Annotated in this window: 14 protein-coding genes; 8 read left to right on the forward strand and 6 right to left on the reverse strand. The window is 61.9% G+C overall.

Annotation, left to right across the window (positions count from 1 at the left end; translation table 11 throughout):
• The first annotated feature begins 207 nt into the window (after positions 1–207).
• The 4 genes from FJ959_RS14880 to FJ959_RS14895 are packed head-to-tail and all read left to right on the forward strand — an operon-like array spanning position 208 to position 4471.
• On the forward strand, positions 208–1629 hold the full coding sequence (locus FJ959_RS14880) for a hypothetical protein (RefSeq protein ID WP_140630579.1): 1422 nt from the start codon (positions 208–210) through the stop codon (positions 1627–1629).
• Entirely contained in the window at positions 1626–2447 is an 822-nt protein-coding gene (locus tag FJ959_RS14885) for a hypothetical protein (RefSeq protein ID WP_140630582.1), read from the forward strand. The genes FJ959_RS14880 and FJ959_RS14885 overlap by 4 nt, the downstream gene beginning before the upstream one ends.
• Positions 2444–3475, forward strand: coding sequence for a hypothetical protein (locus tag FJ959_RS14890; protein ID WP_140499046.1), 1032 nt, complete (start codon positions 2444–2446; stop codon positions 3473–3475). The genes FJ959_RS14885 and FJ959_RS14890 overlap by 4 nt, the downstream gene beginning before the upstream one ends.
• A gap of 33 nt (positions 3476–3508) precedes the next feature.
• The gene (locus tag FJ959_RS14895; RefSeq protein WP_181167220.1) at positions 3509–4471 is read left to right on the forward strand and encodes a hypothetical protein; all 963 of its coding nucleotides are present in this window, start codon (positions 3509–3511) and stop codon (positions 4469–4471) included.
• A 154-nt stretch (positions 4472–4625) separates the two neighbouring features.
• On the opposite strand, the gene FJ959_RS14900 is transcribed toward FJ959_RS14895, so the two are convergent.
• Positions 4626–5366: a sulfotransferase family protein gene (locus FJ959_RS14900; protein ID WP_140582500.1), complete on the reverse strand. Its 741-nt coding sequence runs from the start codon at positions 5364–5366 to the stop codon at positions 4626–4628.
• Positions 5367–5721: 355 nt separating this feature from the next.
• Complete coding sequence (gene yghU, locus FJ959_RS14905; RefSeq protein WP_140499040.1) at positions 5722–6588, reverse strand: glutathione-dependent disulfide-bond oxidoreductase; 867 nt, start codon at positions 6586–6588, stop codon at positions 5722–5724.
• Positions 6589–6823: 235 nt separating this feature from the next.
• Here yghU and FJ959_RS14910 point away from each other — a divergent pair, with 235 nt between their 5' ends.
• Positions 6824–7729, forward strand: coding sequence for a S1C family serine protease (locus FJ959_RS14910; protein WP_140582497.1), 906 nt, complete (start codon positions 6824–6826; stop codon positions 7727–7729).
• 5 nt (positions 7730–7734) lie between these two features.
• On the opposite strand, the gene FJ959_RS14915 is transcribed toward FJ959_RS14910, so the two are convergent.
• Positions 7735–8016, reverse strand: a complete 282-nt coding sequence (locus tag FJ959_RS14915; RefSeq protein WP_140582494.1) for a hypothetical protein — start codon at positions 8014–8016, stop codon at positions 7735–7737.
• Between the two features lie 288 nt (positions 8017–8304).
• Between FJ959_RS14915 and FJ959_RS14920 the strand changes: the two genes are divergently transcribed.
• Positions 8305–9927 (forward strand): ABC-F family ATP-binding cassette domain-containing protein, encoded by a 1623-nt coding sequence (locus FJ959_RS14920; protein WP_140565326.1) that lies wholly within the window; start codon positions 8305–8307, stop codon positions 9925–9927.
• Positions 9928–9963: 36 nt separating this feature from the next.
• Here the strand turns inward: FJ959_RS14920 and gcvA are convergent, their stop codons facing one another.
• Entirely contained in the window at positions 9964–10848 is an 885-nt protein-coding gene (gcvA, locus tag FJ959_RS14925) for a transcriptional regulator GcvA (RefSeq protein ID WP_140499030.1), read from the reverse strand.
• Between the two features lie 111 nt (positions 10849–10959).
• On the opposite strand from gcvA, the gene FJ959_RS14930 reads away from it, so the two are divergent.
• Together FJ959_RS14930 and FJ959_RS14935 are read left to right on the forward strand one after the other, a co-directional pair.
• Positions 10960–11445 carry a VOC family protein gene (locus FJ959_RS14930; protein ID WP_140582491.1) on the forward strand — a complete coding sequence of 162 codons (486 nt, stop codon included), beginning with the start codon at positions 10960–10962 and terminating at the stop codon, positions 11443–11445.
• Positions 11446–11477: 32 nt separating this feature from the next.
• The gene (locus FJ959_RS14935) at positions 11478–12209 is read left to right on the forward strand and encodes an SDR family oxidoreductase (RefSeq protein WP_140582489.1); all 732 of its coding nucleotides are present in this window, start codon (positions 11478–11480) and stop codon (positions 12207–12209) included.
• Positions 12210–12233: 24 nt separating this feature from the next.
• On the opposite strand, the gene FJ959_RS14940 is transcribed toward FJ959_RS14935, so the two are convergent.
• Together FJ959_RS14940 and FJ959_RS14945 are read right to left on the reverse strand one after the other, a co-directional pair.
• Positions 12234–12764 carry a DUF1629 domain-containing protein gene (locus FJ959_RS14940; protein ID WP_140565323.1) on the reverse strand — a complete coding sequence of 177 codons (531 nt, stop codon included), beginning with the start codon at positions 12762–12764 and terminating at the stop codon, positions 12234–12236.
• Positions 12765–12851: 87 nt separating this feature from the next.
• Positions 12852–13205, reverse strand: a complete 354-nt coding sequence (locus tag FJ959_RS14945) for a hypothetical protein (protein ID WP_140556406.1) — start codon at positions 13203–13205, stop codon at positions 12852–12854.
• Between the last annotated feature and the right edge of the window lie 100 nt (positions 13206–13305).

Genomic DNA, 13305 nt, shown 5'->3' on the forward strand with positions numbered 1-13305 from the left:
TTTTCTCCGCCCTTCGGCGACAGCGACCATACAGTATACGGCGCAGAGTAAAATACGGCTCCCTAGCAGTAGACAGTCATTCTGATGGAATTGCCGAGCTTTTGCGTCCGCAAAAGCTCCACTTTCGATTGGGCGAAACTCGTTGAAGAATCCGAAGCTTACCGCTAGCCTCGGTACGGGTGGTCGGAAGAGTGTACGTGGGGTGGAATGTTCGGGTCACTGGAAAAGCTCAAGCAACGGCTATTGCGGCCGCCGCATGCCTATAGGCCGACGACAGAGTCATTCCCCGACATCGACGTCCAGCGCATTGCAACGGATATGCGGCTTGCGGAGAAAGGCGAGAAGCGGGGCAGGGAGAATCTGCCTCAAAGCGATGACCTACCTTACGATGCCGTTGGAAACGATATCATCGAATTGGTCGGAGCCGCCCAGAAACAATCCCACGATCATCTGGAGAACCAACTTGCGGGGTTCAGGCAGCGTCTCATCGACCTCGACTTTGAATCGCGCTTTGCCAATATAAAAGCGGCATCCACGGCTGGTCTCTCCGACTTGAAAGCCGAATTGCAGATGGGGATCGATGATCTGCATGGGCTGCGGCGCGATCTGAAGGAGGCAGAGTCCTGGCATCGTGATTTCAAGGATCAGAACGGGCTTCGCCGGCCCTGCAAGAAGACCACGGCCATCGGTACCACGTTGAAATGGCTCTTTGTGGTGGCGCTGGTGATGGCAGAGCTCGTCATCAATGGCGAACTGCTTGCAAAGCGAAACGAGCTCGGGCTGGTCGGCGGCATCGTCGAGGCGCTGATCTTCGCGATTCTCAATGTCGGCGTCGCGCTGATGTTCGCCCTCTATGGTGTGCGCGAGATCGCGCATCGCTCGATTTTCCGTAAATTTGTCGGCATTCTCGCCATCGCCGCCTATATCGGCGCAGCGATTGCCATCAATCTTGGACTGGCGCATTACCGCGAGGTTGCCGGAACGATCGCGACCAATGGCGACGAGGTGATGCGACGCTTGCTAAGCGCGCCATTCGCGCTGAACGAATTTCGCTCCTGGATACTCTTCTTCCTCGGTGTGATGTTTTCACTCTTTGCCCTGATCGATGGGCTCAGCATGCGTGACACTTATCCAGGCTACGCCACGGTTGATCACCGGCTTGACGAGGCGCGGGCAAATTATCGAAACAAGCGGCAAGGCCTGATCGGCGAGCTTTCCGATGTTCGCAGTGGTTATGAGGACGAACTCGCCGATGCGCGCGCCGACCTCAGCAAGCAGCGGACAGAACACGATGCGATCGTGGCCCATCGCTCTCGGTTGGTTGGGCTGTTCGACGCCCACCAAGCTCAGCTTGAACGCGCGGCAAACAGCCTGTTCCGAATCTACAGGGACGCCAATATCGCTGTACGCACGACACCCGCGCCGGAGCGCTTTTCGCGGCCATACCAACTCGGCCGCATCGGCGTCCAGTATTTCCGCGACGGGGAATGGAACAGCGACGAATTGCAAGCTTCCATCAAGGATGCGCAAGGCGACCTCGACAAGATGCTGGTCGCCCTGGGTGAACAGTTCGAGGCTGCGTTGAAGCAGTATCGCGAACTGGATGTGCTGGTGCCTGAAGCCCAATGAGCGGTCGACGGTCCCGGCGCTCGCCTTCCAACCTTGTCAACTGGGGCTGGATTATTCTATTCGCGCTCGGCCTCATTGCCGCCGCGATAGGCTTTACCTACGTCTATGTCTCGGCGCGCTCGCAACTCGTCGAACTTGACGATCGGCTTTGCCCGGTCGTCGGAGCTGCGTCGCAAACCATCATCCTGATCGATACCACGGATGCAATCGCCGACGTCACCAAACTGAACATCCAGACCCTGCTGCGCGATACCGCCTCCGGCATCCAGCGCGGTGGCTTGCTCGAGATCAGGGCCCTTACATCAGCGGCACCCTATACGAAAGAACTCTTCTCGCTGTGCAACCCCGGCAATGGCGTCGACCTCAGTGCTTTCACCGGCAACGCGGCGCTGGCGCGAGAGCGTTGGCAAGCGGGATTCGGCCAGCCGCTGCTGGTCGCGCTTGAGAAAGCGGTCGAGGCAAACAAGGCCGACAGCTCGCCGATCATGGCCGGCATTCAGTCGATAGCCGTCAGCCATCTGGTCACCCAGAAAGCGCGTGCGATCCCCTCGCGGCTGATTGTCGTTTCGGACATGTTCGAGAATACCGAATTCTTCTCACACTACCGCGGTTCCACCGATTTCAATGCCTTCAAAAAGTCGCCCGCGGCAAACCGCTTCGCTACGGATCTCGCTGGTAGCGACGTCTCGATCTGGCTCATACGCCGGGCGAAGTCGCCCGTCGACAGCGTCGCGTTGATGGCATTCTGGCAGCAGTGGATTGATTACAATCACGGCGTTTTCAGCTCTGCCAAGTCGTTGCAAGGAGTTGAAGGGTGAGGCGGCCGCGCGTGGCCAGCCGGCAGTTGGACGCTGCGGCGCCACTGGTCTTTATCGTTTTTACCGGCCTGGGCGCCGCCTACATCGTCGTGGCCAAATCGCTTTCCGTGTCGGCATTCGTCGTTACCTTCGTGCCGATCGCGCTGATGATGGGCTACGCGGCGATGATCATGATCGCGCGCGGGCTCCGGCTGCGCGACGACCAAACCGGGGACAACTTCTACTATATGGGCTTCATCTTCACGCTCACCAGCCTCGCCGTTTCGCTTTACCAGTATGGAGGCGGTGGCGCAGTCGACGAGATCGTGCGCAATTTCGGCATCGCGGTTGCCTCCACCATCGCCGGCATTGCATTTCGCATCGTCTTCAATCAGCTCCGACGCGACCCCATGGAAGTGGAACGCGTGTCACGTCTCGAGCTCGCAGAAGCATCCCGCAAGGTGCGCCGGGAACTCGATGGCATCCTGAGCGAGATGAACCATTTCCAACGCTCCAACCAGCAGATGCTGCAAGAGGGCTATCACGAGATACGAACGCAAGTGGAAACCTCGGCGAAATCCCTGGTCCAGTCTCTGGACCTGCTCGCCAAGGAAGCTTCCGAGCACATCAGGGCATCCTCGCTGGCGATGCAGAGCGGAATAGACACCAAGGAGCTGCGGGGCGGCATCGACCAGACAGCCAAGGCAGTTCACGATATCAACGCCATCCTGACCAGCGCCAGCACGCAGATTGCGACCGCGACACAGATGATGGCCGACAAGCTCGCTGGCATGTCGACACCCGACAAGGTCATCGAGGTTCGGCTGGAGCCGGTCGTGGCCGGTTTGCAGCGGGCGATCGAAACCGCCATGAGCGATTTCTCTTCCCGTCTTGGCGATGTGGCGGAGCTTCGGCGCGGGCTGGAACAGTCCACGGCGGAAGCGCTTCGGGCCAGCGATGTGCTCGACAAACTTGCGGCGACATTTGAGGGTTATGATCGAGCGCCGACGCGGCAGGGTCTATTCAGACGGCTCTGGCGTGGCGGCTAAAGCGCGTTGCATGGTCAGTGTGGGACGATGTCGATGAAGATGCCTTCCTCGCTTATCGCCGAAGGGGAACGCGGCCATCGCCGAGGCGTGGTGCTTGGGCTCACAATGGCCGAGCTTCTCCTCCTTCTGCTTTTCTGCCTCCTTCTGGTCTCGGCCAGCATCGCACAGCGAAAAGATGAGAGGATCGCCGAGCTGCAGGCCTCCGCGAACCTGGACATCACGGTGGGCCAGCTTGCCGACATGCGTGCCGAACTGGCGCGCCTGCAGGCGCTGTTTCCAAAAGCGGCGCTTCCTTTGCCGCCAGCCAACTGGACCGAGCTCGTGGCGGCCAAAGCGGTGATCGACGGGCTTACGGAAAAGGGCATCGATGCCGCGCCGACGTCAGATCCGACGCTGCGGAAATTGCTGCTCGAAATCAGCGAAGCCAAAGCCGCCGACCCCCGTCTGCTGGACCGACTTGAAAAGACGCTCTCGGCCTCCAACGACAGGAGCGCGGACGCTGAATCGTCGATGCAGTGGCCGCCGATGATAACGTTGAGCGACGACGGCTATACATTTGAACGTGGCAGCGCTGCTCTCACCGACGCGTTCCGGGCTCGTTTGCAGACCAAGGTCACGGACGACGTTCTGTCTTTGCTGACACGCTACAAAGTCGATGTCGTCGAGATCGTCGGTCACACGGATGAGCAGAAAATCAATCCGGCCAAGCCGTCCAACCTCGATGCGGTTGCGATCTCGGCGATGAACGGAGCCAGCGCTATCAGCGATTTGACCCCGGCCGACAATGCGGGGCTGGGGCTCTCGCGCGCTATCGCGGTAGCGAACGCGCTGATCCAGACGGGACGGCTGGGCAGTGTGAAGATCATTCCGTTGTCAGCGGCACAGCTCGTAATGCCGGGAGACATTATCGCCGACGGCAGCCACGTTGGCGATGTTCGGGAACGCCGGCGTATCGAGATTCGGGTACGACGGTCCTCGGACGGCGGCACCAATTAACGCGGTGATCGCGCGATTCAGCCTGCTTGGCGGTATCGACAACGACGCCCTTGTTTTTGACCGCAGCGCTTTTTCGCAATCGCGTGGCCTGGGTCGCAAAGCCTTCGCGTCGCTTCGCTCCCGCTGCACCGAGGGATCGACGAACGGCGCCCAACTACCCCAGCCACCACCATAGCGCCGCGATCACCGCGATAACGGCCGCCACGCTTAGCGCCAGCATCATGTAGGAGCCCTTGATGATGTCGGCGATGATCTTCTTGATGGCCTCGCGGTCGTTGAGATTGGGGAAGGGCTCGTTCGGTTGCGCCACGTCGAGGAAGTGGCAGAGCGGGGCCCAGCCTTCGCTGACCTTGAACACCAGCAGCTTTTCCGGCGGCACCGCCGCCTTCACTTCCTCGACATAGGCGTTGTAGCGCTCCACGGCCTTGGCGCGGTTGCCCATGACGCCGGCTAGCGTGCGGCCCCAGATCAGCCTGCGTGACATGTCGCCGAATTTCCGGCCGAACGGCGTCAGCCATTCCAGGATCTTGAACTGCCAGACATTCTCGGTGAAGTAGATCGTGTCGATGGTGCTCTCGTACCAGGCTTCCGCGCCGCGCGGGTGCAAGGTGAGCAGCACCTTGGCGTCGGGATAGGCGGCCATCAGTTCGCGCCACACGCAGCAGCCTGGATTGTCGACCGTCGCCTTGTAATTGCCGAACACCCGGCTCCAGTCCTGCTGCGTGCCGGGCGGGCTGTTGGCCACCTTGCGCCAGAAATCGAGATGGCCCTTGTTGGCCTTGTTCAGGATCACTTCCTGCATGTGGTAGCAGGGCAGGCCGAGCCTGTTCAGCGCGACGAAGGTCGACCATGTACCGGTGCGCCCGAAGCCGGCCCCGATCAGCGTGAGCGTCATTTGTTCCCCCGACCAAACCAAGGCCGCGTGCTCGCGCCAAAAAAGGACGCCGCGGCAACCCTAGGCATGCCCTGCGCGACAAGGACGCCGCGCTGCAGGATCGATTTGCTCGCTTGCATCGATCTGCTGGCAACACGTTGCGCCCCGGCCGGCATTTGCGCAACAGATTTCTATGGGGCCTGTGTGAGAGGACCGCTGTTGACGTCGGACGATGATAGAAGAAGACGCATTGCCGTCTTGGACGGCGCGGAGCGGATCGGCGCGATATCCACGCCTCCAGGTGAGACGTTGCCGTCATCGACGCTTTCGCAAAATCAAACGGAGGGCGGGCAGCGCCGCTGCCCGCCCTCGCAGCTCACTCAGCCGCGAGCTTGTCCTGCGTGTTCGTATCGAAGTCGCTGGCGTCGTGACGTTCGTGCAGCTGCATCGCGGGTTCGCCGAATGCGCGGTTGACCATGCGGCCACGCTTGACCGCGGGGCGCTCGTCGATCGCCTTCGCCCACCGCTGCACGTTCTTGTAATCCTGCACCGAAAGGAACTCGCCGGAATCATTGTACATGCGGCCGAGCGCCAGTCCGCCATACCAGGGCCAGACCGCCATGTCGGCGATCGAGTAGCCGGCGCCGGAAAGATATTCGGTTTCGGCCAGGCGGCGGTCGAGCACGTCGAGCTGGCGCTTGGTTTCCATGGCAAAGCGGTCGATGGCGTATTCGATCTTGGTCGGCGCGTACGCATAGAAATGACCGAAGCCGCCGCCGAGATAAGGGGCAGAGCCCATCTGCCAGAACAGCCAGGACAGGGTCTCGGCGCGCGCCGGCTGGTCGGTCGGCAGGAACTCGCCGAACTTTTCGGCGAGATAGGTGAGGATCGAACCGGACTCGAAGACGCGGATGGGCGTGGCGCCGCTGCGGTCCATCAGTGCGGGGATCTTGGAGTTCGGATTGACCTCGACGAAGCCGCTGCCGAACTGGTCGCCATCGTTGATCCTGATCAGCCAGGCGTCGTATTCGGCGCCCTTGTGGCCAAGCGCCAGCAGTTCCTCCAGCATGATCGTCACCTTGACGCCGTTCGGCGTCGCCAGCGAATAGAGCTGCAACGGGTGCTTGCCCACCGGCAGCACCTTGTCATGCGTCGGGCCGGCGATCGGGCGGTTGATGCTGGCGAAGGCGCCGCCGCTCGGCTTGTTCCAGGTCCATACTTTCGGCGGAGTGTATTCGGTCATCGCGGGGCCTCGTATTGTGGGGAGAGACAGGTTGGAAGCGGGACTGGCAGTTGCACCTACAGCTAGGGCTGCAAACGGGAAAGTTCAACTTGCGTTGAACTATTGTCAATGACCATGCCTCTCATCTTCCCTTTGGGCTTCGAAAGGATGGAGGGATGCCCCCCAACCCCTTGCGCCTTGGTTCGCGTGCCATACCTATAGGAACGTGACCCCCAAGCCCGTCCAGGACAAGAGCATGCCCATCAATCCCAACAGACGCTCCGTCGTTGCGGTGCGCGCCACCATTCCAGACGATGCCTTCACTGCCGGGGCATTGGGCACGCTGCGCGAAGGCAGCGGCGTCGTTATCCGCGAGAATGGGTTGGTGCTGACCATCGGCTATCTCATTACCGAGGCGGAAGAGGTGTGGCTTACGACCCATGACGGCCGCGTCGTGCCGGCGCATGCGCTGGCCTACGACCAGGAATCGGGCTTTGGCCTGGTTCAGGCGCTGGCGCCGCTTGGCCTGCCGGCGGTGGCGCTGGGCGACGCCGGCAGGGCCAGGATCGGGGATAGCGTGGTGCTCGCCGACGGCATCGGCCAGTCGGTTCAGGCCAGGATCGTCACCAAGCAGGAATTCGCCGGCTATTGGGAATATCTGCTCGAGGAAGCGATCTTCATCGCGCCGGCGCATCCTTCCTGGGGCGGCGCGGCGCTGTTCGATGCAAAGGGCGCGCTGCTCGGCGTCGGGTCGCTGCGCCTGCAGATGAGCCGCAACGGCGAGGTCGCCGATATCAACATGGTGGTGCCGATCGACCTGTTGCCGCCGATCCTCGACGATCTCCTGACGCGCGGCCAGGTGGCGCGGCCGCCACGGCCATGGCTCGGCGCCCTCTCGGCCGAAAGCGACGGCCGGGTGGTGGTGATGAGCGTGACCGAAGGCGGTCCGGCCGCCAAGGCGGGCCTGCGCGAGGGCGACGTCATCTCCGACATACGAGACGGCGCGGTCGACGGGCTGGCCGATTTCTATCGCAAGCTATGGGACAGCGGTTCGGCCGGCGCCGAGATCCCGATGCGGGTCCTGCGCGACGGCCGTGAAACCTGGCTGCGCGTCAAATCCGCCGATCGCGACAGTTTCCTGAAGAAGCCGCAGTTGCAGTGAGCGCGTTACCTTCTCGACAGCAGAGAAGGAAAGCCTTCAGCCCAGTCCAAAGAAAAGCCGCCGTCGCTTGCGCGAGGGCGGCTTTTTCCTGGGAGGACGTCAAGAAGAAGACGATCAAGAGATTCAAGATACCGTTCTATCTCCTTGTTCGGGCTTGAGAAGATCAAGCCGCGGCCTTGTGCTTCCTGACGTGGGTGTGCTTGCGTACAGGCTTCTTCACATGCCGGCTGGCGTGCTTGCGATGCGACCGCATTGATGGCAAACGAAATGCCAAGCAGGGCACTCATCCATCCGGTCGGACGTCGTTGCATTTTCAGGACCATCCCTTTGCGTTGCGCCGCGAGCGGTTCCGGCCGCCGCGGGGGTGGTTATCGCAGCACCGCTTTTCTCCAGTTTTTCCCGGACGTTGAATCTTGTTCTAAAGTGTGTCTGGAGGGCGCTTCTCCCTCCTCCGCTGTGGGAAGACGTAAGAGCGCTGCGCCCGCTGCGGCGCTTCTGCCTCTTTCCCCGCCGCTGTCATTCGCGTATGGGCCGGGGCAACTCCCGCACCCTCACATCAGCCTCCCGGACCACTCATGATCAGACTTGAAAACATCGGCAAGCAGAACGGCCGTCAGCTTGTCTTCATCGAGGCGTCAGCCGCCTTGCAGAAAGGCGAAAAGGTCGGGCTCGTCGGCCCCAACGGCGCTGGCAAGACAACACTGTTTCGCATGATCACCGGGCAGGAACAGCCCGACGAGGGCCAGGTGCAGGTCGATCGCGGCGTCACGATCGGCTATTTCAGCCAGGATGTCGGCGATATGGACGGCCGTAGCGCGGTGGCCGAAGTGATGAACGGCGCCGGGCCGGTGAGCGAAGTGGCGGCCGAGATGGCGGCGCTGGAGGCGGGTATGGCTGATCCCGACCAGGCGGACCGGATGGACGAGATCATCGAACGCTATGGCGAGGCGCAGCACCGCTTCGAGGAACTCGACGGCTATGCGCTCGACGGCCGGGCGCGGGAAGTGCTCGACGGTCTCGGTTTCTCGCAGGAGATGATGGACGGTGACGTGGGAAAACTCTCCGGCGGCTGGAAGATGCGCGTGGCGCTGGCGCGCATTCTGCTGATGCGGCCCGACGCCATGCTGCTCGACGAGCCGAGCAACCATCTCGACCTGGAAAGCCTGATCTGGCTCGAGCAGTTCCTGAAGAATTATGACGGCGCGCTCCTGATGACCTCGCATGACCGCGAGTTCATGAACCGTATCGTCAACAAGGTGGTGGAGATCGATGGCGGTTCGCTCACCGCCTATTCCGGCAATTACGAATTCTACCAGCAGCAGCGCGCGATCGCGGACAAGCAGCAGCAGGCGCAGTTCGAGCGCCAGCAGGCGATGCTGGCCAAGGAGATCGCCTTTATCGAACGGTTCAAGGCGCGCGCGTCGCATGCGGCCCAGGTGCAGAGCCGGGTGAAGAAGCTCGACAAGATCGATCGCGTCGAGCCGCCCAAGCGCCGCCAAACGGTGAATTTCGAGTTCCAGCCGGCGCCGCGCTGCGGCGAGGACGTCGTGACATTGAAGAACGTCCACAAGGCCTATGGCAGCCGTTCGATCTACGAAGGGCTCGACTTCCAGGTCCGCCGCCGCGAGCGCTGGTGCATCATGGGCGTCAATGGCGCGGGCAAGTCGACGTTGTTGAAGTTGGTGGCCGGAGCCTCAGATCCCGACCAGGGTTCGGTGGCACGCGGGCCTAGCGTGAAAATGGGCTATTTCGCCCAGCATGCCATGGAACTGCTCGACGGCGAGCGCACCGTGTTCCAGACGCTGGAGGACAATTTTCCGCAGGCCGGCCAGGCGCCGCTTCGGGCGCTTGCCGGCTGCTTCGGTTTTTCCGGCGACGAGATCGAGAAGAAGTGCCGGGTGCTTTCGGGCGGCGAAAAGGCGCGGCTGGTGATGGCGCTGATGCTGTTCGACCCGCCCAACCTCCTGGTGCTGGACGAGCCGACCAACCATCTCGACATCGTCACCAAGCAGATGCTGATCGAGGCGCTGTCGCAGTATGAGGGCACCATGTTGTTCGTCTCGCACGACCGCCATTTCCTCGCGGCGCTGTCCAATCGCGTGCTGGAACTGACGCCGGATGGCATCCACACCTATGGCGGCGGCTACACCGAATATGTCGAGCGCACCGGGCAGGAGGCACCGGGGCTGAGGGGATAAGCACAGAGGCTACTCTCCGGAAGCGGCCGTGGAACGCTACGCCGTCATTTCCGAAAAGAGCCAATCGCGAAAAGCCTTCACCTTGCGCCGGCGGACCGCGTCCGGAGGGTAGACCAGGTAGAAGCTGGAAACCGATTTCAGCGCGTGGCCGAAAGGGCGGACAAGCCTTCCGGTGGCGAGGTCGGCCGCCACGAGCATGGTCCGGCCAAGTACCACGCCTTCACCTTGCACGGCCGATTCGACGGCGAAAGTGGCGGAATCGAAGGTAATCCCGCTCCGCGGATCCACGCCTTCCACTCCCGCGCTGGACAGCCAGGCCGCCCAGCCGATCGGGAAACCATCATGGATCAGCGTGTGGTGCCTGAGATCGTCGGGCTTCTCCAGCGGCCAGGCGCCCTGCATGAGCCTCGGGCTACACACTGGAAACACCTCCTCGCCAGTGAGGAATTCCGATGTGAGACCCGGATAGTTTCCGGCGCCATAGCGGATGGCGACGTCGATGCCGTCGCCAAGGAAATTGGTCAACCTGCCCGTCGTCGAAATCCTGACGTCGATGTCGCCATGCGCGCGATGAAAGCGATAGAGCCGCGGCACCAGCCATTTTCCCGCGAAGCCGTCGGAGGTGGAGACGTTCAATGTCGAGCCCGAATGGGCGGCCGTCGCCGATTGGGTGGCGGCCGCGAGCTGGTCGAGCATCTCGTGGACCGCCCTCGCATAGGGCTCGCCCACGGCGGTGAGGCGCACCGAGCGCGTCGCGCGCTCGAACAAAAGCACGCCGAGCTGTTCCTCAAGGTGCTTGATCGCCCGGCTGACGGCGCCGTGCGTGACGTTGAGCTCGTCGGCTGCCCTGGAGAAATTCAAATGCCGCGCGGCGGCCTCGAAGGCCGGCAGCGCGTTGAGTGGGGGAAGTCTGCGGATCATGGCCAATCTGTGAGATTTGATCACAAATCCTTGCCAAAGTTTGGATTGTCTGTCCAGCGCATGCTGGACAGAATGCTCGCAGGATTTGTGATCAAACGTCACGAGAGCAGCATGGCTACCGTTCACCCCTTCCTCTGGTTCAATCTCAACGCCGAAGAGGCGCGCGACTTCTATCTGTCTGTGTTCAAGAATGGCCGGGCGCTTGAGGCGATCGAATTCACCGATTTCGTCGGCGGCACGAATAAAACGGTGCCGCACGCGATCTTCGACTTCGAGCTCGAGGGCCAGCGCTTCACCGCGCTCAATGCCGGCTCGATGCCGCCGTTCAATGAGCGGATCTCGCTCTACATCGAGACCAAGGACCAGGCCGAGACAGATTATTACTGGAACGCGCTGACGGCGGGCGGCGGCGCTGAAAAGCCTTGCGGCTGGCTGAGGGACAAATTCGGCGTCTACTGGCAGGTGATCCCCGAAGCGGCGCTGCGCCTGATGAACGACCCGGACCGCGACAAGGCGGGGCGGGCGCGGCAGGCGACGTACAAGATGAGCAAGATCATTGTCGCCGACATTGAGGCGGCCCACGCCGGCAAGGCGTAATCCAGCAGTCCATCCTGAAGACGGAGGTTCCCATGGCATCGCTCAAAGGCAAGAGAATTATTGTCGTCGGAGGCAGTTCCGGCATAGGGCTCGGCGTAGCGGCAGCCGCGCTGGAGCGCGGCGCGGAGCTGGTGATCGTCGGCCGCTCGGGCGAAAAGCTCAAGGCCGCGGAACGGGCGCTCGGCCCAGGCGGTCGCGTGCGAAGCCTTTCGGCTGATATGACGAAGGAAGCGGACATTGCCCGGATGTTCGACGAAACCGGTGCCTTCGACCACCTCGTCTCGACGGCCGGCACGCCGCCGCCCAACGACCCGATCGGCCAGACCGACATGGACTACGTGCGGCGCTTCGTCGACAACAAGCTGATCGGCGCCGTGATGCTCGCCAAACATGGCGTGCGCACGCTGAAAGCCGGAGGGTCGATGACCTTTACATCAGGCATCAACAAGGACCGCCCGCCGGTTCCCGGAGGCTCGGTTGTTTCCGCGATCGCCGGTTCATTCAGCTATTTCGCCCGGGCGCTGGCGCTGGAGCTGGCCCCGACGCGCGTCAATATCGTGTCGCCGGGATGGGTCGACACGCCGATGTGGGACGAACTCGTCGGTGAGGCCAAATCCGGTTTTTTCGCCGGCATAGCCGCCCGCCTGCCCGCGAGAAAGGTCGCTACGCCCGCCGACGTCGCCCCTGCCTATCTCTACCTCATGGAAAGCGAATTCACGACCGGCGAGACGATCCGCATCGATGGCGGACAGAACCTGATCTAGTTGGCATCGCAGGGTCGTCAAACGTCACGCTTCGATGCGACGCCACCTGGGTTTGAACGATACCGTCCGCAGTCCGGCGTCGCGCACGCGATTGACGAATGCGTCGTTGACGAACACCGGGGACGCGCGCATCGGCAGCTTGAAAATTTCGGCGGTGCCGATCTTGTCCGCATCGAATTCGTATCGCTCGATCGCGAGAATGGCGCCGTCATCAAAATAGACGATTCCAGACCGCTCCTCGTCCAGCGCATCGATCACGGTGGTCACGTTGAAAAGCCAGACCTCTTCCCCGCGCAACGGGATCAGCTGGCCATAGGGCAGCAGATATGCCTTCAGCGCGTCGACGGCAGGCTTGCGCAAAAGCGGCGCATGCTCGCCAAGCCAAGGGAAGTCCGAATAGAGGGGGTCGCCCTCCGACACGCGGCGCATGACCGGTGGATCCCAGTTCTCGAGGGGTGTTCCGTCAAGGGAGGAGAAGACCTCGTAGTAGGCCTCGTCGACCGGAAGCACCCATTCCTGGCCCTCGACAACCGCGAATTCGTAAATGGTCGTCATCGCCGGCGTTCCCAAGTTCAGGCCTGCTTCCGCTTCTGCGATCCCATCAAACGCTGGCCTGCCTTCAGAAGCATCAAAGCATATCATCTATGGATATTTTGTCGTGGCCGGGGGGCTCGGCTCGCCCGCGAGTTCGTTCGGCAGCGGCAAACTCGAGCACTGCAAATGTATCCTGCGGGCGAATATCTTGCGCTCCTTTTGCTCGTGCTCCTTGATGGCTGCCGCGAGACCCAATCCGTAAGGGCCAAGGAAGACACCGGTCCCCCAACCGGGATGCTCTTTTTCACGCGCATCATAGTTCGAGGCCTCGACCCGGGCCTGTTGGCATTCCGGCGATATCCATTTCGGGTCTTGCGTCGAAAGCGAGGCCCCATAATCCACCGGAGAGCTCACACATCCAGTTGCCACCGTGGCTAGCACCACCAACACCACAAGTCTCATCCCGGGTCTTCTCCGCGGCATTTTCGAGAGCACAGACCGTCCTTGCTACACGGGGAAGGCCGGCGCAAGGCGGTTGACCCGGCAGGCCATCCGGCCGATA

This window comes from Mesorhizobium sp. B2-2-4 (assembly GCF_006442375.1).
In the GTDB taxonomy this organism is placed as follows: domain Bacteria; phylum Pseudomonadota; class Alphaproteobacteria; order Rhizobiales; family Rhizobiaceae; genus Mesorhizobium.

What these genes read in the sequence shown, in the direction of transcription:
- FJ959_RS14900 (WP_140582500.1), bottom strand. Translation starts at nt 5,366, where the DNA reads ATGACGCTCACGCTGATCGGGGCCGGCTTCGGGCGCACCGGTACATGG.
- FJ959_RS14885 (WP_140630582.1), top strand. Translation starts at nt 1,626, where the DNA reads ATGAGCGGTCGACGGTCCCGGCGCTCGCCTTCCAACCTTGTCAACTGG.
- FJ959_RS14920 (WP_140565326.1), top strand. Translation starts at nt 8,305, where the DNA reads ATGATCAGACTTGAAAACATCGGCAAGCAGAACGGCCGTCAGCTTGTC.
- gcvA (WP_140499030.1), bottom strand. Translation starts at nt 10,848, where the DNA reads ATGATCCGCAGACTTCCCCCACTCAACGCGCTGCCGGCCTTCGAGGCC.
- FJ959_RS14895 (WP_181167220.1), top strand. Translation starts at nt 3,509, where the DNA reads ATGAAGATGCCTTCCTCGCTTATCGCCGAAGGGGAACGCGGCCATCGC.
- FJ959_RS14940 (WP_140565323.1), bottom strand. Translation starts at nt 12,764, where the DNA reads ATGACGACCATTTACGAATTCGCGGTTGTCGAGGGCCAGGAATGGGTG.
- FJ959_RS14935 (WP_140582489.1), top strand. Translation starts at nt 11,478, where the DNA reads ATGGCATCGCTCAAAGGCAAGAGAATTATTGTCGTCGGAGGCAGTTCC.
- FJ959_RS14910 (WP_140582497.1), top strand. Translation starts at nt 6,824, where the DNA reads ATGCCCATCAATCCCAACAGACGCTCCGTCGTTGCGGTGCGCGCCACC.
- FJ959_RS14930 (WP_140582491.1), top strand. Translation starts at nt 10,960, where the DNA reads ATGGCTACCGTTCACCCCTTCCTCTGGTTCAATCTCAACGCCGAAGAG.
- yghU (WP_140499040.1), bottom strand. Translation starts at nt 6,588, where the DNA reads ATGACCGAATACACTCCGCCGAAAGTATGGACCTGGAACAAGCCGAGC.
- FJ959_RS14945 (WP_140556406.1), bottom strand. Translation starts at nt 13,205, where the DNA reads ATGAGACTTGTGGTGTTGGTGGTGCTAGCCACGGTGGCAACTGGATGT.
- FJ959_RS14915 (WP_140582494.1), bottom strand. Translation starts at nt 8,016, where the DNA reads ATGAGTGCCCTGCTTGGCATTTCGTTTGCCATCAATGCGGTCGCATCG.
- FJ959_RS14880 (WP_140630579.1), top strand. Translation starts at nt 208, where the DNA reads ATGTTCGGGTCACTGGAAAAGCTCAAGCAACGGCTATTGCGGCCGCCG.